At 45.1% G+C, this 23,783-nt stretch carries 25 protein-coding genes; 14 read left to right on the forward strand and 11 right to left on the reverse strand.

The window, feature by feature from the left end; translation table 11 throughout:
- The first annotated feature begins 6 nt into the window (after window positions 1-6).
- Both BR62_RS0107885 and BR62_RS0107890 read left to right on the forward strand, forming a co-directional pair.
- Window positions 7-1,245 carry an HAD-IIA family hydrolase gene (locus tag BR62_RS0107885; protein WP_032870390.1) on the forward strand — a complete coding sequence of 413 codons (1,239 nt, stop codon included), beginning with the start codon at window positions 7-9 and terminating at the stop codon, window positions 1,243-1,245.
- A gap of 188 nt (window positions 1,246-1,433) precedes the next feature.
- On the forward strand, window positions 1,434-2,396 hold the full coding sequence (locus BR62_RS0107890) for an arsenic resistance protein (protein WP_032870392.1): 963 nt from the start codon (window positions 1,434-1,436) through the stop codon (window positions 2,394-2,396).
- A gap of 59 nt (window positions 2,397-2,455) precedes the next feature.
- Here the strand turns inward: BR62_RS0107890 and BR62_RS0107895 are convergent, their stop codons facing one another.
- On the reverse strand, window positions 2,456-3,505 hold the full coding sequence (locus tag BR62_RS0107895; protein ID WP_007609682.1) for an NAD(P)-dependent alcohol dehydrogenase: 1,050 nt from the start codon (window positions 3,503-3,505) through the stop codon (window positions 2,456-2,458).
- 159 nt (window positions 3,506-3,664) lie between these two features.
- On the opposite strand from BR62_RS0107895, the gene BR62_RS0107900 reads away from it, so the two are divergent.
- Both BR62_RS0107900 and BR62_RS0107905 read left to right on the forward strand, forming a co-directional pair.
- The gene (locus BR62_RS0107900; RefSeq protein ID WP_007409338.1) at window positions 3,665-4,069 is read left to right on the forward strand and encodes a MerR family transcriptional regulator; all 405 of its coding nucleotides are present in this window, start codon (window positions 3,665-3,667) and stop codon (window positions 4,067-4,069) included.
- A 223-nt stretch (window positions 4,070-4,292) separates the two neighbouring features.
- Window positions 4,293-5,582, forward strand: a complete 1,290-nt coding sequence (locus BR62_RS0107905; protein ID WP_032870394.1) for a Na+/H+ antiporter NhaC family protein — start codon at window positions 4,293-4,295, stop codon at window positions 5,580-5,582.
- Window positions 5,583-5,612: 30 nt separating this feature from the next.
- On the opposite strand, the gene pdxR (BR62_RS0107910) is transcribed toward BR62_RS0107905, so the two are convergent.
- Window positions 5,613-6,995: a MocR-like pyridoxine biosynthesis transcription factor PdxR gene (pdxR, locus tag BR62_RS0107910; RefSeq protein ID WP_032870396.1), complete on the reverse strand. Its 1,383-nt coding sequence runs from the start codon at window positions 6,993-6,995 to the stop codon at window positions 5,613-5,615.
- Between the two features lie 117 nt (window positions 6,996-7,112).
- Between pdxR (BR62_RS0107910) and BR62_RS0107915 the strand changes: the two genes are divergently transcribed.
- Complete coding sequence (locus BR62_RS0107915) at window positions 7,113-7,733, forward strand: FMN-binding negative transcriptional regulator (RefSeq protein ID WP_032870399.1); 621 nt, start codon at window positions 7,113-7,115, stop codon at window positions 7,731-7,733.
- Between the two features lie 47 nt (window positions 7,734-7,780).
- Here the strand turns inward: BR62_RS0107915 and BR62_RS0107920 are convergent, their stop codons facing one another.
- On the reverse strand, window positions 7,781-8,143 hold the full coding sequence (locus tag BR62_RS0107920; RefSeq protein WP_032870401.1) for a hypothetical protein: 363 nt from the start codon (window positions 8,141-8,143) through the stop codon (window positions 7,781-7,783).
- 206 nt (window positions 8,144-8,349) lie between these two features.
- Here BR62_RS0107920 and BR62_RS0107925 point away from each other — a divergent pair, with 206 nt between their 5' ends.
- From BR62_RS0107925 to BR62_RS0107940, 4 genes are all read left to right on the forward strand, one after another.
- A complete protein-coding gene (locus tag BR62_RS0107925; RefSeq protein ID WP_032870402.1) occupies window positions 8,350-8,958 on the forward strand; it encodes a class I SAM-dependent methyltransferase in 609 nt (202 codons plus the stop codon).
- The gene (locus BR62_RS0107930; RefSeq protein WP_032870404.1) at window positions 8,930-9,616 is read left to right on the forward strand and encodes a response regulator transcription factor; all 687 of its coding nucleotides are present in this window, start codon (window positions 8,930-8,932) and stop codon (window positions 9,614-9,616) included. The genes BR62_RS0107925 and BR62_RS0107930 overlap by 29 nt, the downstream gene beginning before the upstream one ends.
- On the forward strand, window positions 9,613-10,686 hold the full coding sequence (locus BR62_RS0107935) for a sensor histidine kinase (protein ID WP_032870405.1): 1,074 nt from the start codon (window positions 9,613-9,615) through the stop codon (window positions 10,684-10,686). Before BR62_RS0107930 ends, BR62_RS0107935 begins: the two co-directional genes overlap by 4 nt.
- 115 nt (window positions 10,687-10,801) lie before the next feature.
- A complete protein-coding gene (locus BR62_RS0107940) occupies window positions 10,802-11,440 on the forward strand; it encodes a TVP38/TMEM64 family protein (RefSeq protein WP_231559583.1) in 639 nt (212 codons plus the stop codon).
- 91 nt (window positions 11,441-11,531) lie between these two features.
- Here BR62_RS0107940 and BR62_RS0107945 read toward each other — a convergent pair whose 3' ends face one another.
- Window positions 11,532-12,722: an MFS transporter gene (locus BR62_RS0107945; protein WP_025284320.1), complete on the reverse strand. Its 1,191-nt coding sequence runs from the start codon at window positions 12,720-12,722 to the stop codon at window positions 11,532-11,534.
- Between the two features lie 259 nt (window positions 12,723-12,981).
- Here BR62_RS0107945 and BR62_RS0107950 point away from each other — a divergent pair, with 259 nt between their 5' ends.
- A complete protein-coding gene (locus BR62_RS0107950; protein ID WP_007409331.1) occupies window positions 12,982-13,560 on the forward strand; it encodes a TetR/AcrR family transcriptional regulator in 579 nt (192 codons plus the stop codon).
- 77 nt (window positions 13,561-13,637) lie between these two features.
- Here the strand turns inward: BR62_RS0107950 and BR62_RS0107955 are convergent, their stop codons facing one another.
- Window positions 13,638-14,522 (reverse strand): DMT family transporter, encoded by an 885-nt coding sequence (locus tag BR62_RS0107955; protein WP_032870408.1) that lies wholly within the window; start codon window positions 14,520-14,522, stop codon window positions 13,638-13,640.
- A 126-nt stretch (window positions 14,523-14,648) separates the two neighbouring features.
- Between BR62_RS0107955 and pdxR (BR62_RS0107960) the strand changes: the two genes are divergently transcribed.
- A complete protein-coding gene (gene pdxR / locus BR62_RS0107960) occupies window positions 14,649-16,037 on the forward strand; it encodes a MocR-like pyridoxine biosynthesis transcription factor PdxR (protein ID WP_032870410.1) in 1,389 nt (462 codons plus the stop codon).
- Window positions 16,038-16,102: 65 nt separating this feature from the next.
- Here pdxR (BR62_RS0107960) and BR62_RS0107965 read toward each other — a convergent pair whose 3' ends face one another.
- From BR62_RS0107965 to BR62_RS0107985, 5 genes are read right to left on the reverse strand one after another with little or no spacing between them, the layout of a single operon-like run.
- A complete protein-coding gene (locus BR62_RS0107965; protein ID WP_012116933.1) occupies window positions 16,103-16,402 on the reverse strand; it encodes a spore coat protein in 300 nt (99 codons plus the stop codon).
- A 15-nt stretch (window positions 16,403-16,417) separates the two neighbouring features.
- On the reverse strand, window positions 16,418-16,615 hold the full coding sequence (locus BR62_RS0107970; RefSeq protein ID WP_007409327.1) for a hypothetical protein: 198 nt from the start codon (window positions 16,613-16,615) through the stop codon (window positions 16,418-16,420).
- 18 nt (window positions 16,616-16,633) lie between these two features.
- The gene (locus BR62_RS0107975) at window positions 16,634-17,770 is read right to left on the reverse strand and encodes a zinc-dependent alcohol dehydrogenase (protein WP_032870411.1); all 1,137 of its coding nucleotides are present in this window, start codon (window positions 17,768-17,770) and stop codon (window positions 16,634-16,636) included.
- Window positions 17,771-17,788: 18 nt separating this feature from the next.
- Window positions 17,789-18,157: a spore coat protein gene (locus BR62_RS0107980; protein ID WP_003156070.1), complete on the reverse strand. Its 369-nt coding sequence runs from the start codon at window positions 18,155-18,157 to the stop codon at window positions 17,789-17,791.
- Between the two features lie 17 nt (window positions 18,158-18,174).
- The gene (locus BR62_RS0107985; protein ID WP_007409324.1) at window positions 18,175-18,420 is read right to left on the reverse strand and encodes a hypothetical protein; all 246 of its coding nucleotides are present in this window, start codon (window positions 18,418-18,420) and stop codon (window positions 18,175-18,177) included.
- Between the two features lie 457 nt (window positions 18,421-18,877).
- Here BR62_RS0107985 and BR62_RS0107990 point away from each other — a divergent pair, with 457 nt between their 5' ends.
- The 3 genes from BR62_RS0107990 (at window position 18,878) to BR62_RS0108000 (ending at window position 22,917) form a co-directional block, all read left to right on the forward strand.
- Window positions 18,878-20,038 (forward strand): sensor histidine kinase, encoded by a 1,161-nt coding sequence (locus BR62_RS0107990; RefSeq protein WP_050498178.1) that lies wholly within the window; start codon window positions 18,878-18,880, stop codon window positions 20,036-20,038.
- Entirely contained in the window at window positions 20,031-20,666 is a 636-nt protein-coding gene (locus BR62_RS0107995; protein ID WP_032870419.1) for a two-component system response regulator YdfI, read from the forward strand. Before BR62_RS0107990 ends, BR62_RS0107995 begins: the two co-directional genes overlap by 8 nt.
- 97 nt (window positions 20,667-20,763) lie before the next feature.
- The gene (locus BR62_RS0108000; protein ID WP_032870423.1) at window positions 20,764-22,917 is read left to right on the forward strand and encodes an MMPL family transporter; all 2,154 of its coding nucleotides are present in this window, start codon (window positions 20,764-20,766) and stop codon (window positions 22,915-22,917) included.
- Window positions 22,918-22,950: 33 nt separating this feature from the next.
- Here the strand turns inward: BR62_RS0108000 and BR62_RS0108005 are convergent, their stop codons facing one another.
- Window positions 22,951-23,673 carry a gamma-glutamyl-gamma-aminobutyrate hydrolase family protein gene (locus BR62_RS0108005; protein ID WP_032870425.1) on the reverse strand — a complete coding sequence of 241 codons (723 nt, stop codon included), beginning with the start codon at window positions 23,671-23,673 and terminating at the stop codon, window positions 22,951-22,953.
- Window positions 23,674-23,783 lie beyond the last annotated feature (110 nt).

The raw sequence follows: 23,783 nt of genomic DNA on the forward strand, positions 1-23,783 counted from the left end.
AGTGTTATGATGATCTCCGAGAATTATGATGTATTTTTATTTGATTTAGACGGAGTGATATATATAGGAGATAAAGCTTTACCAGGAGCTGTGGCCTCTTTAAAACGACTCCGTGAAGAAAAGAAAGCCATTCGCTTTTTAACGAATGATCCTTGTGTTACAAGAGAAACGATTGTGAAACGCCTTCATAAATTGGGGATTTCAGCAAGTATTGATGAAGTGTTTACTGCGGGGTGGGCAACAGCTGATTACCTTGTCAGTGAAGGAATAAAGAAGGCATATATATTGGGAAATGACCAACTTAAAAGTGAAATTCAAAAGGCCGGTATTGATCTTACGGAAGATCAGGCGGAGGCTGTTGTCATTGGATGGGATCAAAATATTACATTTCAGGATGTGAATAAGGCAGTAAACCTCATCCGCTGCGGGGCTTCATTTATCGCTGCAAACGGGGATAAAACATTTCCTGCCGCTAACGGACCAGCTCCCGCGACAGGCGCTATAGTCGCGGCTGTTAAAACAGCAGCTGCTAAAGAGCCGATTATAATTGGAAAACCGGCGTCTTCAATATTTGAAAAAGTACTCGAGTCTTTTGAAGATAAAGAGAGATGCGTTATGATTGGGGATACGCCTGAAACAGATATTGTCGGAGCAAACCAAATAGGCATAACTTCCGTATTAGTTTCTGAACAAAATACTTTATTTCCTGCAAAACATGATTTTAGAAATCCGGATGTTGTGATCCGCGATCTGAAAGACTTGTTCGATAATGAAATAAAGGCAGAAGTACGTAAAAAACCGGATTTCCAATGGACAGAACAAGTGAAAGCCGGAGTCGCTGGAATTATAATTAAAGAATCAAGTTCCGTTTTATTAATGAAGCGTGCTGATAATGGTTTATGGGGCATTCCTTCAGGACATGTGGAACCTGGTGAAACAGTTGAACAAGCAATTATAAGAGAAATAGAAGAGGAAACTGGATTAGTGGTGAAAGTCTCTAAAATGATAGGCGTCTATTCTGATCCGAGTTCACAAACCTTTATATACCCTGACGGCAGAGTCAGCCATTTTATTACCAATTGTTTTCAATGTGACGTCATCGGCGGTACTTTGAAAAAGTCCACTGAGGAAGCCATGGAAATCAGATATTTTGATATCCATGAATTACCTGAACATCTCTTGCCGATGCACCCGAGATGGCTGGATGATGCTTTGGAAATGAAAGAGAATGCTTTTATTCGATAAGGAACAGTATGTCAAAAATACTTTTTGGGGGTTATTTACAAGGATTAACGGTTTTCAACCCGTTTTTCTCGGCCGCGTTCCAAAAACACCAAGTGTCACAGACCCTTGGTGTTTTTTAATTCCGGCAGAACCATAATGCAAGAGCAGCAGAAAAGAAGGTATAATGGGCGGGGAAGAGGTGTCAGCCAATGAAAATAACCAGAGAGACATTAGAAAAACAGCAAATTTGGATATATGGTGTGACTCTTGTAATCGGCGGAATAGCGGGGATCGCCGGGAAAGATTCAGGACTCAGCTGGGGATGGACGATATCACCGCTTATCGCTGTTCTCATGTATGCCATGTTTGCCCAAATCCCATTCTTGAAGCTGAGGGAAGCCTTGTCAAACCTCAAGTTTATGGCGGCTTTATTGATCGGTAATTTCTTAGCTGTACCTTTCGTTGTATGGGTGTTAACCGCCATTTTTCCTCAATCTCCTCCTATATTATCAGGGGTTTGTTTGGTATTGCTTACACCTTGTATTGATTACGTCATCGTCTTTACTCAGCTCGGCAAAGGAAATGAGAGATTAATACTGGCTTCCACGCCAGTTTTGTTCGCCGTTCAGATGGTATTGCTTCCGTTATACTTGTGGCTGTTTATCGGGAAAGAAGTGATAGGGGCTGTTCATGCGGGGCCGTTTCTGGAAGCATTCTTATGTTTAATAGCGGGACCGCTGCTGGCGGCAGTGATGACACAATTGTGGGCTGATAAGAAGCCGGCGGGAGAAAAGGTGTTGGAGTGGACGGCGTGGCTGCCTGTTCCTTTTATGGCTCTGGTCTTACTGGCGGTCGTCGCCACACAAATCGGAAAGGTCATCAGTGATGCTGGCATCATTATACGTGTGATTCCGATCTATCTGTTATTCCTGCTCATTATGCCGTTTGTCTCCCGGTTTATTGCATATGCGTTCCGTCTGGATACAGGTGAAGGAAGAGCATTGATCTTCAGCACGGGCACAAGAAATTCTCTCGCAGTCCTTCCGTTAGCGCTGGCTCTGCCGGATGCTTGGGCCTCATTAGCCGCCGCTGTTATCGTCACACAGACGATTGTTGAATTGATAGGCGAATTGGTTTATATAAAAGCGGTGCCCGGATGGCTGCTGAAATAAAAAATAATTTGAACTGAAAAAAACATACCAACAAATATTGGTATGTTTTTTTATGTCGATTATAAAGTTGAAATATCAATGACGAAACGGTAGCGGACATCGCTTTGGAGAACCCGTTCGTACGCTTCGTCAACTTGATTGGCCGGTATCACTTCAATTTTAGGAGCAATGCCGTGCTCGGCGGCGAAATCAAGCATCTCCTGAGTCTGCGGAATACCGCCGACGAGTGAACCCGCAATGCTGCGGCGGCCCGTGATTAAGGAGAACACACTGTATGAGTCCGGCTTAGCGGGCGCTCCCACATTTACCAATGTACCGTCAATGCGAAGCAGGGATAAGTAGGCATCTACGTCAAGGTTCGCGGATACTGTATTTAAAATAAGATCAAATCGTCCGGCCAGCTCAGTAAATGTATCCGGATCGCTTGTTGCAAAGTAATGATCGGCTCCAAATTCAAGCGCTTCGTCTTTTTTGTTCATTGAGCGGCTGAGGACGGTGACCTCTGCGCCTAAAGCGTGCGCGAATTGAACGGCTAAATGTCCGAGCCCGCCCATTCCGACAATCGCCACTTTTTTGCCGGGGCCGGCATTCCAGTGTTTCAGCGGAGAATAGGTGGTAATGCCCGCGCACAATAGCGGGCTGGCAGCATCCAAATCCAGCTGATCCGGAATCCGGACAACGAATCTGTCAGTGACAACTATTTTTTGGCTGTAGCCGCCGTACGTAGGGTTTCCGTCGTAGTCCAGGTTATTATAAGTCTGAACAACGCCTTTTGTGCAATATTGTTCGTCTCCGTTCAGACAGTATTCACATTCCCCGCAGGAGTCTACAAAACAGCCGACACCCACACGGTCGCCGACGGCAAATGTGGTGACTTCTTCACCCACGGCTTCCACAACTCCGGCAATTTCGTGTCCGGGAACCATCGGAAAGATTCCGCCGCCCCATTCATCGAATGCACTGTGGATGTCTGAGTGACAAATCCCGCTGTACTTAATATCAATCAGGATATCGTGCGGCCGTAATGCTCTTCTCTCAATCGTTGTCCGCTCAAATTTAGCTTTTGCATGCGGAGCGCTTAATACACGAGTCGGATGATTATTGCACATGGTTATCTTCCTTTCCAAGATAAAGTGATGAATCCTCTGTTCGATTTTACTTTAAATGTTAAAGCGGACTTTAAGTCAAGGAGTTTGGTTTATTTTTTTATGAAATGATATTCTATAATGGCACGCTTATGAAAGGTATGAAGGACGGGTGGTAAAAATATGAAGATTGCGCAGGCTGCAAAGCAGGTTGAGTTATCAGCCGCAACGCTTAGGTATTATGAAAGTATAGGACTGATTCCTCCGGTAAAACGCGATGAAAGCGGCATCCGCGATTATGACGAAGATGATGTGAATTGGATTCAATTTATAAAATGCATGAGAAGTGCCGGGCTGTCGATTGAGGCGCTGATTGAATATACCGCTTTATTTATTGAAGGAGCCGATCATACGATCGAACCCCGAAAAAACATCCTTATAAATGAAAGGAAAAGGCTGACGGAGAAACAGAGGGAAATTGATGAAACCATAAAACGATTAAACAGGAAGATTGAGGATTATGAAGATATCCTTGAAAATGAAGCGAAACTTAAAAACAGATTGAAAGCTGAATGTATTTCTGAATGAAGAGAAGTTGTCCCGGACGCGGGGCCGCATGAAATGTACCAAGGGAAACGAGCCTTGGTTTTTTTATTTTCTAAAGAGTGGAAACAAAACAGCTTTTTCTATCTTATCAATCATTATTTATCCTTTTTTCAGCTTGACTTTTTTACTGCAGACTTTTAAAGTGTGAAATGTTGCTTAGACTGTGATTAGCGACTTTAATGCTGAAAAGAGGTGGTTTACCCAGATGAACAATAAAAAGAACCCTTGGGCGTTATTGCCTTTAGTCTTATTCGTAGGGCTTTTTGTCGGCTCTGGTCTGGTGACCGGAGATTTTTATAAATTGCCGATCTTGATTGCCGCGATCATTGCGTCAGCTTTTGCGCTGTTATTTAACCGGAAGAAATCGCTCAATCAAAAAATAGAATGGTTCGCTTCCGGTGCGGGACATCCTGATATTATCATTATGGTTATGATTTTTATATTGGCAGGTGCCTTTGCTTCAGCGGCTGAAGCGATGGGGGCGGTGCATTCAACTGTCAATCTTGCTTTGAGCGTTATTCCGCAGCAGTTTTTGCTGCCGGGGCTGTTTATCATTGCTTGTTTTATTTCTATATCGATGGGAACATCAATGGGCACGATTGCGGCGGTTGCGCCGATCAGCGCGGGTCTGAGCGGGGAGCTTGGAATCTCCGGCGCGATTACGATGGCGGCTGTGGTCGGCGGAGCTATGTTCGGAGATAATCTTTCTTTTATTTCCGATACGACCATCGCGTCAGTCCGGACGCAAAAAACACAAATGAGGGATAAATTCAAAACGAACTTTCTGATTGTTTTGCCCGCTGCCATTGTGACTGTTATTATCTTATTTTTTATTCCGGCAGGCCACGCCGTCCATACGGGAACTGCATCTTACAGCTGGATTAAGGTGCTTCCTTATATCGCCGTGTTGGTTTTTGCGTTAATCGGTATTAATGTGATGGCTGTCATATTCGGCGGATTGGTTTTGACGGGAATCATCGGATTGGCGGGCGGCAGCCTGACGTTAGATTCTTATTTTAAGGCGATTACGGATGGAATTGCCGGAATGAGCGATCTGATCATCCTGTCCATGCTGATCGGCGGGATGGTCGGCGTGATGAAACAAAACGGCGGGATCGACTTTTTACTGGAGTTCATCACGAAACGAATCCGTTCGAAAAAAGGCGCCGAAGCCGGCATTGCCGGACTGGTCAGCGTGACGAATCTGGCTGCGGCCAATAATACGATCTCGATTATCGCAGCCGGGCCGATTGCAAAGAATATCGCTGATAAATTCAACATCGACAACAGAAAATCGGCAAGTATTCTGGATATCTTTTCGTGCATGATTCAAGGATTGATTCCTTACGGCGCGCAGCTGTTATCAGCCGGGAAATTCGGGAATATTTCACCAGTCAGCATCCTGCCATACTCTTTCTATCCCGTTTTAATCGGAATCTGCGGCATCGCCGCCATCATATTTGGACTGCCGAAATTCACAAGAAATACGAAATAAAAAAAGGCGCCGTTCGGCGCCTTTTTTCTATCATGACAGCCAAGCATTTCTCAAAAGCTGTACGCCCTGTGTGATCTGATCCGTATCGAGATGGGCGAAACCTAGCTTTATGATCGGCGGTTCGGGTTTTTCGGCAACGAAATAAACGGCGGTAGGGTATACCTTCACTCCATACTGAAAAGCGCGTTCGATTAATGTTTCTTCTGTATAGTTCAGGTGAACTCTCACCAATATATACAATCCCGACTGCTCGCCGATGATCGTCACATGACCGCCGAACTGCTGCTTTACATGTGAAATCAAGTGCTGCATTTTTCGCCTGTAAACAATGCGCATGCGCTTAATATGGCGGGTCCATTCACCGGCCTTCATCAATTCAGCCATGGTCAGCTGGTTAAGCGAGGAAGCGGTGCTTTCGAAATGAATAAACCGTTTTTTATACCGGTGCAAAAGGCGCTGCGGCAAAACCATATAGCTTATGCGGATGCCCGGAAGAAAGGATTTTGAGAAATTCCCTAAATAAATCACCCGGTCTGATTGAATGGAAGCAAGAGCGGGAAACGGCTGCTGTGTATAACGGAATTCACTGTCATAATCATCCTCAAGAATATAACCCTCTCTATGATTCACCCAATTGATCAGAGTTTGGCGCTGCTGAATGGACATGCTTACGCCGTAAGGGCTGTGATGGGATGGGGTCACATAGATTAATTTTTCTTTCATTGCATGTAATTGAGAAAAATCAGCTCCGTTTTCATAGACAGGCATCGTTTCCAGAGATAGCCCGTGAAATTGAAATGCCGCTCTGGCACCGTCAAATCCCGGGTCTTCAACGATCATTCCCGAAAAATCCTCTTTCAGAATCCGGCTGAGATATATCAGCATCTGCTGCGTGCTGCTGCCGATGATAATGGAATCCGCATCTGTTTTCACTCCGCGGGATTCCAAGAGATAAGCGGCAATTTGTTCACGCAGGCCTCTCTCGCCGAACGGTTCGCCGTACAGAAAGCTTTTCTCTGATGTCAAAACTTGATTGTATAATTTTCTCCATGTTTTCAGAGGAAAATGCTTTTGATCGACGGCTCCGGCGCGAAAATCAATCAGGGCCGGCTGAGTTGATTCGGTTTTCTCAGCGTGGACAACATCGTTTTCTTTTTGAAATAAAGAAGGTTCTACTTCATTTGCAAAATAACCTTTGCGTGTTTCCCCGCGAATGTATCCCTCCGCTAAAAGAAGATCATAAGCCATCAGCGTTGTATTGCGGCTTACCCGCAGGGAATCCGCCAGCTCCCGAATCGAAGGCAGCCGTTCATCTGCCTGAATATTTCCCTGCTCAATCAATGCTTTGAATTGCTCGTAAATTTGTTTGTATTTCGGGGTGTCGCTTCCGAAAGCGAAAATCATATTTTTCATCAGATGTTCTCCTCTGACATGTGTATTTATTTGAAACTGTATCTTTTTAAATGTCAGTTGATATCTTATTATAGCGGAAAGCGCTTTATCAATCCATTTCAGAGAGGAGAGTTTTGTATGTATATTCCGGCTCCATTTCAGCTGAGTGAAGCTGAAGCGTGCGATGTCATCAAAGAGTATGGTTTCGCAGCATTGTTTTCAACGGCGGGAGGCATGCCGTATGCAACCCACCTGCCATTGATGATGAGTAAGGATAACGAATGCTTATACGGTCATTTTGCATTGCCGAACCCCCAATGGAAAGAGATTGATGGCCAAAACGTGTTAGCCGTTTTTCAAGGGCCTCATTGTTATATCTCGCCTAAATGGTATGAGACGAATCAGGCTGTTCCTACATGGAATTATGTGGCGGTTCATGTTTACGGAGAGGCGGAGCTTTTGGATGAGGAAGAAACCGTGCAGTCGATGAGTGATCTCGTATTGAAATACGAAAGCCCCGACAGCCCGTACAAATTAGAGGATGTCGATGCGAAATTGCTGGCAGGCATGAACAAAGGGGTAAAAGGCTTTAAAATCAAAATCAGCAAAATAGAGGGGAAAGCAAAGCTGAGTCAAAATCATTCAGCTGCAAGACAAGGGCTGGTCGTACAACAGCTCAAACAGATTCCTCATACAAACGAACAGCTCATTTCCGGCTTGATGGAAGAAAACATCAAACAGATCACTGCGAACAACTGACAAGCATGTTAAAAACATACCGGCAGCATGCGGTATGTTTTTTCGGGTTATGAAGCTTTTCTCAGGATGAATAACGACTCAAACAGCACATAAATCAACGGCGCCATTAAAACGAAGAAAGAATGAAAAATAGCATACGGTATGAGTAAGTAAACGATAAGTTTCAATAGAATGGTAGACGGTTTATTGAATGTCCAGCGGTTCTTCAAGATATCAGTCATACAAGCTAAAACAAGGCCGACCGTCAAATATCCGGCTGCTATGTAAAGATAAATAAAAAGGTAAAACGGGTAAGAAGACAACGGCGGTGTGTCTTCCTGTGTCATTTTTAAACTCATGTAAAAGACTAATAAAAAGCAAACGGACGAAACGAGAGTTAACAAAAGGTGCTTATATAAATACTTCTTCATGTGTTCACCTGCCTATGGCGCAATTATTTCTTAACATATTATGACATGGTTTTACCGCTGCTGAAAGAATCGGCAGCTGAAAAAGACGGCAAATCCCGCCGTCTTTTTTTATATCTTAAGATTTCTTAAGAACTTTCACCGCTTTTTCTTCAGGTTTTGAATGTAGAGTGTGTTTTATAAATTCAAAACAAATGGAGAGATTAAAGATGAAACGTCTGTTATTTTTATTTCAATATATTATGAATCCCAGATCTGTCGGCGCCGTTCTGCCCAGCTCCCGTTTTCTTGCTGAGAAGATGATGGGAAAAATTGATTTTCATAAAGCTGAATACATTGTTGAATACGGGCCGGGTACGGGAGTATTTACAAAAAAGCTGCTTGAAAAACGGCAGCCCGGAACAATACTCTTATTGATAGAACAAAATGAAGAATTTTATGCTTTGCTGAAAGAAAAATATAAAGAGGAACAGAACCTATTCATTGTGCACGGATCGGCCGAACATATTGAGAGGCATATAAAAGAGCATGGAATCCCTTATGCCGACTATGTCGTCTCCGGACTTCCTTTTGCAAGCCTTCCGAAAAAAGTGTCTGCTGATATTTTGACGGATACGGCTAAAATCTTAAAAGATAACGGAGAATTCATTACGTTCCAATATACTCAATATAAGAAGGCATTGATTGAGCAATTCTTTCCGAAAACAGAAGTAAGGAGAGAATTCAGGAATATTCCGCCGGCTTATGTTTTCAGCTGTTCATTGCCGCAAAAAACGAGGGAGGATTCATATGGGGACAACCATTCTAATCGTAGATGATGACAAAGATATCCGAAACCTGATCTCTGTCTATTTAGAAAATGAAGGAATAAGCACGCACAAGGCGGAAGATGCTGCTGAAGCATTGAAATTATTGGAGCAAAAGGAGTTTGACCTGATTATTTTGGATATTATGATGCCCAATATGGATGGGATTGAGGCATGCATGAAGATCAGACAAGAACGCAATCTGCCCATCATCATGCTTTCCGCCAAATCGGAGGATATGGATAAAATTCAAGGACTGGCTTCCGGTGCCGATGATTATTTAACGAAACCGTTTAATCCATTGGAATTGATCGCCAGAGTGAAATCGCAGCTGAGAAGGTATAAAAAATATAATACAGATACGATCAGCACGGCGAACGTTATTGAAATCGGTGATTTGACCGTGAATACGGATACAAGGCAGGTGTGGGTGCGGGGAGAAGAAGTCAGGCTCACTCCGAAAGAGTTTGATATTCTGGAGCTTCTTTCGAGAAACAAAGGAATTGTCATGAGTGTTGAAAAAATATATGAGGCGGTATGGAAGGAAGACTTTTTTAAGTCGGACAATACGGTGATGGTCCACATCACAAAGATCAGAGATAAGATAGAAGATGATTCTAAACATCCGATTTATATCAAAACGGTATGGGGAACAGGATACAAAATATGAAGAAGTTTGGAAATAAGCTGATTGTCAGGCTTCTGATCGCGATCGCAATTAGTTATCTTGTTGCATTTGGTGTGTTGATTCTTGTTATTTTATCCATCTCATATCTGTACAAAATAAATTATTTAACAGATGTGAGCCAAGGAAACGCTAATTTTAGGATACTGATTCAATTTACTGCAGCTATTTTGACCTTTATTGCGATTTTTTTGTTATTGGTGCGGAAAAAAATATTATATTTGAAACACATTACGGAGAGTGTTCACCATATTGCCAATGGGAAATTGGGTTTGACCATTAGGATTGAAAGCAGGGATGAATTGACACAGCTTGCACAACATATCAATTATATGTCCGAAGAATTAGAGAGTAAATTTGAACATGAAAGAGAATTAGAACGAGCGAAAAGTGAGTTGATCTCAAATGTATCGCACGATTTAAGAACCCCGTTAACATCAATTATCGGATATTTGGATCTGCTTAAAAAAGAACAATACAACAGTAAAGCCCAATTTCAGGAGTACCTTGAAACGATTTATTCAAAATCGCAAAGGCTGAAATATTTAATAGATGAGCTGTTTGAATATACACATTTATCGAGTCCGGATGTTACTTTGAACCGCAGCAAAACAGACTTGTCTGCCCTATTGGAACAAATCACCGGAGAGTACATTCCCATGTTTGAAAAGGAACGATTAACTGTCCGAAAATCAATTACGGAAGAACATGTTCCTGTATGTATCGACATAGAAAAGATGGTCCGCGTTTATGATAATCTTTTTATGAATGCGTTAAAGTACAGTATCAAACCATCTGAATTCTTCATAAACCTTGAGCTGAAAGATGAAAAAGCAATTCTGCAAGTGTCAAACAAGGCCGAGAATGTCCCTTCCGATGATGTAAATCAACTGTTTGAACGGTTTTTCAGAGGGGATAAGGCCAGAACGGGTCATCAGGGCACCGGGCTCGGACTTGCCATTTCAAAGAGAATTGTTGAGCTTCACAGCGGCCGTATCCATGCGGATTACAGCGGCGGCTGGCTTCGTTTTACTGTTGAACACCCGATTGACTAGAGCTTGCGTGACAAACGTCCGTAAGCTTTTTTTTAGAATAACTTAAGAATCCTTAAGGATTTTACCGGCTGTTTCTTCATTTTCTTTGCTTATGATGTGATGGAAAGCGAGGAGAGTGGAGAAATTGAAAAATAAAATGATTTTATTATGTATATGGTTTTTAGGCGTTTATTGTTTGGAGGAACTGGACTTGCTGTCATTTGATATGAATGATGTAACGGACTTTATATCAGGGCATGCGGAATACGCGATGCTGCTGTTTTTGGCTTTGTGGGTCGTCAGGCTTCTCTTTTTTATTCCCGGCATGACGCTGATGTTTTTGGGCGGAATCTGCTTTGATCCGATGGTCAGCATTTTATTATCAATGGCCGGCCTGTTTATAAGCGAAACGTTGGTTTATCTGTTTTCAAGGAAATTCGCCAGCGAAAAAACGACTCAATTACTGGAAGATAAATATCCTGACTTGAAAGTGTTATTGGAGGCGTACAATTATAAGTTTTTGGCATTGGGGATGATTTGTCCGGCAGCTCCTACGGATGTGATTTGTTTTTTATCGGCAGCAATCGGGTTAAGGTATTCTGCCTACATGTTAACTGTATTGATTTCAAATATTCCTATGGTGCTATTGTCCAGCTTTGTCGTTATCAATTTTAGTGAGTCAATGACAGGTATTGTGTTAGTAATCGTTTCGTTTCTATTGATTACGATCTTAACGGTGAGAATGTGGAACCGCATGAAGCAAAATTACTCATGAAACAGGGGTTTTTTGTTCCGAAGGATGTAAAGAAGAATACATCAAAAAAAGCTGTCAGCTTGGTCCTGACGGCTTATTTTTGGTGAAAGGCTTATTTCTCCGTGGTGAAATAAAGCAATGCGATGACCGGAAAAGCGATTCCAATCCATAATGTGATACTCCACCCGCCTGAGGCGTATGCCCATCCTCCGATTGATGATCCTATAGCACCGCCCAGAAAGAAGATGGCCATAAATAATCCGTTTAATCGGCTGCGAAATTCAGGTGCCAACGAAAAAATGGCACGCTGACTGAGTACGAGATTGGCAGATACACCCATATCCAACAGGATAGCTGCGGCCACCAGAACTGCTATGCCGACGTGAGAGCTGCTTTGAATCATGAGCGGGAGTAATAAAGAAACGATGACAACACCGAGAGCGATTCCGGTGGCAAGCCGGGTCAAGCCGCGATCAGCCAGACGGCCGCCTATCGGTGCAGCCGCTGCACCTGCAATGCCCGCTAATGCATACAGCGCGATTGCCTTTTGAGAAAAATGAAAAGCAGGACCGGACAATAATAAAGGTACAGTCGTCCAGAACAAGCTGAAAGCGCCAAATACAAACGCATGATAAATGGCACGGCGGCGTAAGACCGGAGTCGTGCGCAGCAGCTTCCACATTGAACCGAGTAAGACGGTGTAGCTTGTGTTTGCTGTTGGTTTTCTGGCAGGAAGCACTTTTGATAAGACGATTGCCAGGACAACACTTAACGCGGCGGATAAAGCAAATATGGCATTCCACCCCCATATATCAGCGACCAGACTGGATATCGGACGGGAAAGCATAATACCGAGCAGCAGGCCGCTCATCACATTGCCGACAACCCGGCCGCGTGCGGCGTCCGGTGCAAGGTATGATGCGAACGGAACTAGCACTTGGGCTGCGATGGATCCCAGTCCGATGAAAAACGCAGCGGCTAAAAACAGTGTTCCATGCTTCGCAAATGCTGTCAGTGTCAAAGCGGCTGCGCTTAGAAGGAGCGATACAACGACAAGTTTTTTGTTTTCGATAATGTCTCCCAAAGGGACGAGAAACAGTAAGCCGGCAACGTATCCGATTTGAGTCAGTGTGACAATCAATCCTGCGCTGCTTGGAGAAAGCCCGATTGCCGCACTAATGAATCCTGCCAAGGGCTGTGCATAATAAAGATTAGCGACAATGATACCGCATGCCGTTGCGAGAAGAAGGGTTAAACCAGGTGAAATTCCCTGATCTGCTGTTTGTTTGTTTTCTTTAGCCATATGAATGAACTCCTTTTTAAGTGGTTTTTATGATGCTTTGATAAATGATTTGCTGATTCATCTCCTTTACGCAGAGGCTTTGGGAGTCTATGTTTCATCAAGATTTCCCTCAAGTTATTTTATAAACTGAACGTTTAGTTTCATTATAAGCAAATGATATACTAAACGTTCAGTTTTGTAAATAGGTTTCTGTTTTCTTTTTTTATACAGGTTAAGTATACTGAACGTATCGTTTATAATTCGGGAAGGAATGATTCATGTGCAGAGTAAACGAGGACGGCCGCGCGATGAAGGAACACATAAGGCGATTCTTTCTGCAGCCTATGATCTATTGTTGGAAAATGGCTTTGACGCGGTGACAGTCGATAAAATTGCTGAGCGTGCCAAAGTAAGTAAGGCAACGATTTATAAATGGTGGTCAAACAAGGCTGCCGTTATCATGGACAGCTTTCTTTCGACCGCTACGGACAGACTGCCTGTGCCCGATACAGGATCAACAGTGCAAGATATATTGACCCACGCCACGAATTTAGCAAGGTTTTTGACGAGCCGGGAAGGAACCGTTATTAAGGAATTAATCGGTGCGGGGCAGCTGGATGCAAAATTGGCGGAAGAATATCGCACGAGATTTTTCAAGCCCCGCCGCCTCCAAGCGAAAGGCCTTCTGGAAAAGGGAATTCAAAAAGGTGAATTAAGAGAGAATCTTGATATTGACGTAAGCATCGATCTCATTTACGGACCGATTTTCTATCGTCTGCTTATTACAGGTGATGAGGTGAATGATTCCTATGTGCATGATCTGGTGATGAGTGCGTTTAAGGGAGTTCAGCCTGCCTGAAAAATAGCCGGATCATGTGAAAGAGATACAGACTTCTGCTGCCTACGGGCGGAATATAATGAAAAGGCCGAACAAGTTCATTGTTCGGCCTTTTCTGATTGATTTGCGAACTGCCGGGCGGCCGCCACGCAAGCGATAACGCCGGCATTCACCGCCGCAAGTTCCCATCCTGCTTTTTCATGGAGAATCATGGCGGCCAGTAACAGTCCGAAGAAAGGCTGCAGAAGCTGCAGCTGCCCGACCGCGGCGATGCCTCCCTGGGCGAGTCCGCGATACCAGAATACGAAGCCGATCAGCATGCTGAATATTGAGACATATGCAAGACTGAGCAGTGCGGGCGCGCCGATGTTTGACCATGAGTCCGGCATGAAACAGAAAGACAGGATGAACATAAGGGGGAGCGAAAAAACGAGTGCCCAAGAGATCACCTGCCAGTTGCCAAGCCGCCGGGAGAGGCGGGCGCCTTCGGCATAACCGAGACCGCACACGATAATCGAAGCGATCATGTACGTATCACCGAGCGGAGAGGATTCTCCTCCTTGCAGCAGAGCATATCCGGCTACGAGGATGCTGCCGGCAGCCGAGAAAATCCAAAAGACCGGCCTGGGCCGTTCGCCTCCTCGCAGTACGCCGAAGATCGCCGTCGCAAGCGGGAGAAGCCCGATGTAGACAATGGCATGAGCGGATGTGACATGATGAAGCGCTAAGGCTGTAAGCAGCGGGAAACCGATCACGACGCCGAGCGCTACTGTTATTAGTGAAATGATGTCGCTTTTGGCAGGGCGTTTCTCCTGAAAAATGAGGAGCAGAGCGCCTGCCAATATACCGGCTATCGCGGCGCGGCATACGGTGAGAAATACCGGGTCAAAGTCCGCTACAGCCAAGCGGGTCGCAGGAAGCGAGCCGCTGAAAATGAGCACGCCGATAAATCCGTTAATCCAGCCGTTTGCGGCTTTCTTCATTCCAATCACTCCAATATATATTTCTAAACCCATTTTCAAAGTTTATAATGACTATAAACTGAAATTGGCCTTATACAAATGGCCAGTTTTTATAAAAAGAAGAATGCCAGTTTGGAGGGAGCAAAAATGGATATCACGCCATTTTTAAATAGAGATCTGGATATTCCGCTTTATCAGCAGCTTTATCGGCATTTTAAGGAAAATATGCATCAGGGCCGTCTTCCTAAAGGACTGAAGCTTCCTTCAAAAAGGCTTTTGTCAAGTCAGCTTTCCATTAGTCAGACGACTGTGGAGCGGGCCTATGAACAGCTTGCCGCCGAAGGCTATATTGTCAGTAAGCCGAGAAGCGGATGGTTTGCCGATTATGACTCGGACGCCGTCTATGTGAAAAAGCCGGGCGCTTCGCCTGTTCAAACAAAGGCGAAGGAAGACCGCCAATGGATTGATTTTCACTACGGCACTGTGGATGCCGCTCATTTTCCGTTTTCGGCATGGCGCAAAAGTATGGTTGCAAGCTTAGATCAATACGGGCATGAGCTGTATCGGCCCGGGGATGATTTGGGCGAGCTTGAATTGAGAACGCTCATTTCGGAGTACTTATATCAGTCGCGCGGGGTGAATTGCCTTCCCGAACAAGTGATAGTCGGCGCCGGGAACCCTGCTCTTTTGCAAATGCTGTGCAAAATATTTGAAGCAAATCTATCCATCGGATATGAAGATCCGGGTTATCCGAGAGCGAGGGAGATTTTTAAAGCCAATCACATGAAGATCATTCCGATACCCGTCGACGATGAAGGAGTCTGTATCCGAAAGCTGAATGAAGAGCGGCCGCGTCTTGTATATGTCACACCTTCTCATCAATTTACGTTAGGAACGATTATGTCGGTAAACAGAAGGATTCAGCTGCTGAAATGGGCGAAGGAACATCAATCGTTCATTATAGAAGATGATTATGACGGAGAATTCAGATACAACGGCCAGCCGATCCCATCATTGCAGGGGCTTGATCAGCATCACCGTGTCATTTATATGGGAACGTTTTCCCAATCTCTGCTTCCTTCGCTGCGCATCAGCTATATGATTCTTCCTTTGCCGCTTATCGAAAAAGGCAGGGAAATCGCTTCTTTATATAAACAGACCGTCTCCTGCCACAGTCAGCTGACGCTGGCTCAATTTATCAAAAGCGGAGAGTGGCAGAAACATATTAACAGAATGAGAAAGCTGTACCGGAAAAAAAGAGCGGTATTATTAGAGGCCGTGCGGCGCGAGCTGGGACAATACGTCAGGATTCGCGGAGAAAATTCCGGGCTGCGGATTTTACTTGACGTTCAGCTGCCTTTCAGCGAAAAAGAGCTGATTGAAAAGGCGGAGGAACAAGGCGTCAAAATCTATCCCGTGTCTCTCACCTATCAAAAACAGCTCCCTGAAAAAACAGTTTCTCTCGGTTTCGCGGGGGTTTCTGAAACCGATATACAAGAAGGCATAAAAAAACTGAGAGCCGCCTGGGCGCTGTAAAAGGCAGCTCACAGTTTAAAATACTGAAGCTTGAGTCAGGGGTGCAGTCTCAGCAGCAAAACGATTTATAGGACGGGCAGGCGGAGCGCCGTATCAATATTTTGCAAATTGAGCCGGACTTGTTCATTTGTGTTCCACGGGTGATACCAGCCTTTTTCCATCATATAGCGTGAGATTTGCTCATGCATGTCGATGGCTTCTTCTAAGTGACGGGTGAGGATCGCTTTCACTTCAGGCGTTCCGGCTTCCGTCGCCGCCATCGCATAGTTTCTGACACCGCTTTTTGCCGAATTCAATAAATCCATAGCGACAATTTGGTCTGTCAGTGCATTCATTCCCGTCAAGTATTCCATAATCGGATTCATTCGTCATTCATCTCCTCATTCATGCTGTGCATCAGATAAAATTGAGGCAAATTCCTGCAATTGCCTTGTTGATGTATCCGCATCCTGCTGCATGATTTCTTTCAGCTGCGGATCGGATACGAGCGCTTTCATGGTTTTGGATTTCGTCAGACAAAGTGACTTAAAAGAAGCCATCTCCTGAATTTCGAGTAATTCATGTAAGGCGCTGGCCATTTCTGTAGCCTCCGTTCTCTAAGGTTTGAGTACAACTTTTATGCAATCATCTGTTTTCGTGTCAAACATCTCATAGCCGTGCTTCGCTTCACTAAGCGGAATGACATGGCTTACAACATCGCCCGGATCAATTTTGCCGGTTGACACCAGTTCAAACATATACGGCATATAGTGGATGACGGGAGCTTGTCCTGATCGGATATTGACGTTTCGCTGCATGATATCGCCAAGGGGAAACCCGTTGTATCTGCCGCCGTACACACCCGTAATCTGGATCGTTCCGCCTTTTCGCACCGCTTGGGACGCGATGACCAATGCGCTCATCGCTCCGCCTTGAAGTTTTAATCCGCTGGCGAGGAATTCCAGGTCCGTCATTTTTCCGTCCATGCCGACGGCGTCAATAACCACGTCGGCGCCGCCTTTAGTGATTTCCTTCAGGTAGCTGCCCGTATTTTCGTGGTCTTCGAAGTTCACGAGTTCCACTTTATTCGTCCGTTTCGCATGCTGGAGACGGTAGTTGACATAGTCTACGGCTATTACGCGTTTTGCTCCCTTTAACCAGCAGAATTTTTGAGCGAAAAGGCCCACGGGCCCGCAGCCGAGAACGATAACTGTATCGCCTTCTTTTACGCCGGCATTGTCAACGCTCCAAAAGCCGGTTGTCATCGCATCGGCAATAACACTCAATTTCTCATCCGGTTCTTCACATGTTTCGGGGACTTTAAAATGAGTAAAGTTCGCAAAAGGGACGCGTAAATATTCGGCCTGGCCGCCCGGATAGCCGCCGGTACTCCCTGAATAGCCGAAATAAGCGCCCATATCGCCGTTTTCATTTGATTGGTCACATTGGCTTTCCAGGTGATTTTTACAATAAGTGCATTCTCCGCAGGCGATATTAAAAGGAATAATGACACGGTCCCCTTTTTTGACTTTCGTCACGCCGGGGCCGACTTCTTCCACGATGCCCATCGGTTCATGCCCGATGATGTAGTCTTCCTGCAAGTTCGGGATGAGTCCGTGGATTAAATGTAAATCAGACCCGCAAATTGCCGTACTTGTGACTTTTATAATCATGTCATCGTGTTTTTCAATCTTCGGATCAGGCACGTCTTTGACAACGACGTTTTTCACTCCTTGATACGTTACGGCCTTCATGCTGTAATACCTCCAGTGTTAGTGTTCATCAGGTGTGCGGTCAAACATCCCTTTTCTGTTTGTTTCAACGGGAAACAGATTCATATTTCCGACCATGAGGGTATTTTTCGCAGAGAGCTGATCCAATTTATACTGTTCGCTCAGATCATGCGGGTGAAACCACTTTTTGCTGACCATCAAGTCTGTTATCTCCTGATGCATCGCGATTCCCTGCATGAGCTGTTTGCGCAGCAAAGCTCTTACATCAGGTGAAGCGGTTTCTGTTAAAGCGACGGCGGTATTTCTGACGCCTTCTTTGGCGCGTATGAGAAAATCCATTGCGAATGTCATGTCTGCAAGTTCAGGGACATGTAATGAATTGATCGGATCTAAATGGTCATGATTCAATGATGCTTACCTTCCTTTCAATTGATGATCGAAGTCGGCCGGTTTTGAGGAACGGGAGCCTGAAACGTTGCCCGTTCATAAACCGCCTGCAGATCAGCCAGGTCTTGTGAGGCTTGCTGAACATCTTTCTCCATTAACGTTTTCAGGTCCTGATCAAACACAAGCCCTTGCATGAGCTTGGATTTCGCGACACAAAGCGTCTTGAAGTTAATGATTTCATGTAAGTCCAGCGACTCGTGAGCCGCTAATTCACGCTTTTCCATAATTATCTTTAAACCTCCTCTTCTCAATTACGTAATTAATTTCCCCTGAGAAAAGAGCTCTAGTCTTACAAATTTTGTTTATCAGAAAAAGCGGAGAGTCAAAAAAAAGAGGAAGCACAATCGCTTCCTCTTGTTCACATGGAATGGCTGTTGGTGTCATGAACGTTTTTCTGATACGCGGGCGGTTTTGCCGCGCGGGAGACGAGACCGCTGAAACCCGGGAAAGGTCATAAAAAAGATATGAACAAAAAAGCAGCTTGCGAACAATCCCGCAGGCTGTTTTTTCTTTCACCCGTCATGCAGGAACAGAAGGGGAAGGTGAGAAGAAGGCACTTATGGTATGATGACAAATAGAATAAAACCTCGTGAGGCCGGTCGGCTAAAAGGAAGTGGACAGAGATTGTTTGGTACAAAACATCAAGAAGACTATGTCTCCCGTGACAGACGCTCATTGCATATGCTTGCGCTTCGGGTGCCCGGTCTGGCGTTTATTTTTATGGTATATGCCGCATCAGTCTCTTTGCAGTACATTTATGAAAGCTGGACGGTTTTTTTGCTGCTGTTATTCACGATATTGATCGTCATTTTTACCGTGCTGCACTGGCATTCCCATTGCTGGGTGAAGAAAAAGACGTTTCTTTATTTCATCATACAGGGATTTATCATATATACATCGGCTAACTTGATGACCGGCGGCTATATCGCGGTTGTCGTCGGTCTCTATGCCTTTTTAATCGGGCAGATTATCGGAATGGCGGATAAGGGAAAAACGCTGCTCATACTCTATCTTTTCATTTTAATGTCCATAACAGCCCTGCACCAGGAGCATCCGCATCATCTGCTACGTTTCATCGTTATCGCCGCTCCCATCATGATCGTGATTATCACGTATGCGGCCACATTTTTCGCGCAAGTTGATGAAAAAATAAAAACACAGATGACGCTTGAAAAATTAGAGCTCGCTCACCGTCAAGTGAAACAGCTGACGCTTCAGAATGAAAGACAGCGGATGGCGAGAGACTTGCACGATACGCTTGCTCAAGGATTGGTCAGCTTGCATATGCAGCTTGAAGCGGTGCATGTTCATCTTTCAAAGGGTAACACTGACAGAGCGAAAGACATCATCAGCCAGTCAATGGACAGAGTGAAAGGCACATTGGCTGATGCGCGCTCGGCCATTGACAACCTTCGCAGCACATCAGAAAAGATCGGGTTCTTAAAAGAAAGCATCACTGAACAAATCAACCATTTTACAGAAGCCTCCGGGCTGTCTTGTTTTTTAGATTACAGCGTGCATCATGTGCTTGACGTTCATAAGGCGGAGAATTGCCATTACATGATCGGAGAAGGCCTGACAAACGCCGCCAAGCATGCAGAAGCAAAGAATGTCTGGGTATCCGTTCAAGAAGAAGAGGGACAGATCCGCATAACCGTTAAAGATGACGGGAAAGGCTTTGATGCCGGGACAGAAATGAGAAAAAGCGGACATTACGGGCTGCTTGGGATACAAGAACGCGTCAATATGATGAACGGCACTTTCCGTATAACAAGCGCCAGATCAGCGGGAACTCAAATTGAGATCATCATACCAATTCAAGGAGAGGCGGAACATGTATAAAGTGTTAATAGCAGATGACCATCTTGTCGTCAGAGAAGGTCTGAAGCTTTTGATAGAAACAAATGACCATTACACTATAACGGGAGAGGCGGAAAACGGGAAAACCGCCGTCCGCCTCGCAGAGGAACTAAAGCCCGATGTCATTCTCATGGATCTGTACATGCCGGAATTGAGCGGGCTGGAAGCCATTAAACAGATAAAAGAGCATTCTGATGTGCCGATCATTATTTTGACGACCTATAATGAAGATCATCTGATGATAGAAGGCATTGAATCAGGCGCGAACGGTTATCTGCTGAAAGACACAAGCTCAGAAACCTTATTTCATACGATGGATGCGGCGGTCAGGGGAGAAGTGCTTCTGCAGCCGGATATCTTGCGGCGTTTCCGGGAAATGAAAATGGAACGGGCAAATGCCAATGAAACACAGCTGACGGACAAGGAAATCATAGTTCTAGAAGCCGTTGCGCAAGGACATAAAAGCAAAGCGATCGCCTTCGATTTAGGAATCTCAGAGCGGACGGTAAAAGCGAGATTAACATCGATTTATAACAAATTAGGCGCTGATTCGCGGACGGAAGCCGTCACCATTGCCATGCAAAAAGGCATTCTGAAACTGAATATATAATGAAAAACTGCCCAAACGTACATGCCCCTATGTACGTTTTTTTATGTGAATGTGAACTACAATTAGGCAGAAAGTAATGATTGGAGAGGAGTATTCGATGTCTGGTTTTTTATATAAATTAGGGGGATGGTCTGCACGCAACCGATTAAAAATGATCAGTGCGTGGCTCGTGATACTGATCGCTTCGATTGTGATCGCCATCTCGTTAAAACCTGCTTTTTCTGAGGATATGTCAATTCCCGACACACCTTCTGAAAAGGCGATGGATATCATTCAAAAAGAATTTTCAAAGGGTCCCGATAAAGGAAGCATACGGGTTATTTTCGGAGCTGAAGACGGAAAGAAATTGACGTCAAAACCGGAAAAACAAGCGATTGAAGAGACATTAAAGAAGATCAAAACAGATCATTCAGTCGCTTCGATTGCAAGTCCTTTTGAGACAGGAACCATTTCTAAAGACGGATCAGTGGCATATGCCGATATTACGTACAAAAAAGCGGCGGATGACATTACGGATGCGTCTGTTTCACATATTAAACACAGTCTGTCCGCCGCAGGAGACAAGGGTCTGCAGACGGAGCTCAGCGGCGATGTGCCGGGGGCCGGTGTTGAAATCGGCGGTGTATCTGAAATTGTCGGCGTTGTGCTGGCATTCGTCGTTCTGGCCATTACGTTTGGTTCATTAGTCATCGCGGGGCTTCCGATTGTCACCGCCCTGATTGGGTTAGGTGTAAGCGTCGCGCTGACGTTAATTGGGACACAGTTCTTTACGATAGCCTCGGTCAGTCTCTCATTATCCGGAATGATCGGACTGGCCGTCGGAATTGATTATGCGCTGTTCATCTTTACGAAGCATCGTCAGTTTTTGGGCGAAGGTGTACAAAAAAATGAATCGATCGCGAAAGCCGCGGGAACGGCAGGCAGCGCCGTCGTTTTTGCGGGACTGACCGTGATCGTCGCGCTTTGCGGATTGACTGTTGTCGGCATTCCGTTCATGTCTGCCATGGGATTGACTGCGGCACTCAGTGTGTTGATGGCTGTATTGGCATCAGTAACGCTGGTGCCTGCGGTGTTGTCAATCGCGGGAAAACGGATGATTCCGAAATCATACAAGAAGAAAGAAAAGAAAAGCGCCGACACGAATGCCTGGGGGCGCTTCGTTACAAAGAAGCCTATTCTGTTAAGCATTTTCAGCATCATTCTTTTAGCCGTCATCAGTCTGCCGGCCATGCATTTAGAGCTGGGGCTGCCTGATGCGGGAATGAAAGCGAAAGACAGCTCGGATCGCCGCGCCTATGATCTGTTGTCTAAAGGATTCGGAGAAGGCTTTAACGGCAAGCTGACAATTGTTGCCGATGCAAAAGGGGTCAAGGGGAACAAAAGTGAAGCATTTCAAGACGCCGTGAAAGAAATGAAGGACTTGCACAATGTGGCGAGCGTCACCCCTGCCATGCCGAACGAAAAAGGGGACTATGCCATCATTACGGCAGTGCCTGAAACCGGGCCGAATGATAAGGCAACGAAAGAGTTAGTGCAGGATATACGGAAACGATCAGACAAAAACGGCATCCGCCTGCTCGTCACCGGGTCAACCGCGGTGAACATTGATATTTCAGACCGGTTAAACGATGCGATTCCGGAATTCGCCATTCTCATTGTCGGGTTTGCGTTTGTATTGCTGACCGTTGTTTTCCGCTCGCTTCTCGTGCCGCTTGCCGCCGTCGTCGGCTTTTTGCTGACGATGACCGCTACACTCGGCTTATCGGTATTCATATTGCAGGATGGGAATTTCACCGGCTTGCTCAGCATTCCGGAAAAAGGCCCGATTCTCGCCTTCCTGCCTATTTTGGCGATCGGTATTCTTTTCGGGCTGGCGATGGATTATCAAGTATTCCTTGTCAGCAGAATGAGAGAAGAATATGTCAAAACAAAAAATCCGGTACAAGCCATTCATGCCGGATTGAAACATAGCGGACCTGTCGTAACAGCGGCGGGACTGATCATGATTTTCGTCTTTGCGGGATTCATCTTTGCGGGAGAAGCTACGATCAAATCCATGGGCTTGGCAATGACCTTCGGTGTGCTTTTTGATGCGTTCATTGTAAGAATGACCATTATTCCGAGTGTCATGAAGCTGATGGGACATGCGGCCTGGTACTTGCCGAAGTGGCTGGATAAGATCATTCCGAACGTGGATATCGAAGGCTATAAGCTGTCACAAGGCAAAACACCGGAGAAACCGGAAGAATAAAATGAAAAAGCAGATCGTTATGATCTGCTTTTTTTATGTGCTGACCGCATCCATGAAAAGAGAAAAAAGCTTTTTCATGTCTTCATGTTTTTTTGTCAGCATTTCGGGATGCCATTGCACGCCGACGACAAATAATTCACCCGTCCGTTCAATTGCTTCAATGGCCCCGTCTTTCGCATAAGCCGAGGCTTTAAACGAAGGCGCCGTCTCTTTTATGATCTGGTGATGGAATGAATTCACCCGCGCTGAATCGCCAAACAAGGTATGGAGACGTGTCCCTTTTTCAAAAGAAACATGATGGGTTTTTAGCGGCGGATCTTTTTCTTGATCATGCTTAATGTCAGCAAACGAAGCGTGTGTCAGGTCTTGATATAAAGTTCCCCCGTAAGTGACGTTTAACATATGCATCCCCCGGCAGATGGCCAGAATCGGCTTTTCTAAAGCAACCGCCGTGAGAATCAGCTCCTTCTCGTAGGCGTCCCGATCAGGAAAGGTCTTTCTTAAAGCCTGTAAAGGTTCTTCGCCGTAAAACAGCGGGTCTATATCCTGACCGCCGGACAGAATGATCCCGTCAACATGAGAGACCTGTTCCTTTAAAAGCGCCGTCTCTTGAATCACCGGCAATATAAACGGCACACCGCCGGCCTCAGAAACAGACTGAATATAATCATTATTGACATATGCCCGATTATAACCCGGGAAAGGGCCGTATTGATCAGCCATAATGTTTCCCGTAATTCCAATGCGTTTGGCCATTCTTCGCCCCCCTGAACCATGCTCATAATTAATCTGAACGTAGGTTGTACAAATCAGTTTGAAATTATTCTTCTTAATTACGGAATCATTGTTTTAGAAAAAAGATTGAC

Source organism: Bacillus sp. UNC69MF (genome assembly GCF_000746035.1).
Classification (GTDB): Bacteria; Bacillota; Bacilli; order Bacillales; family Bacillaceae; genus Bacillus; species Bacillus velezensis.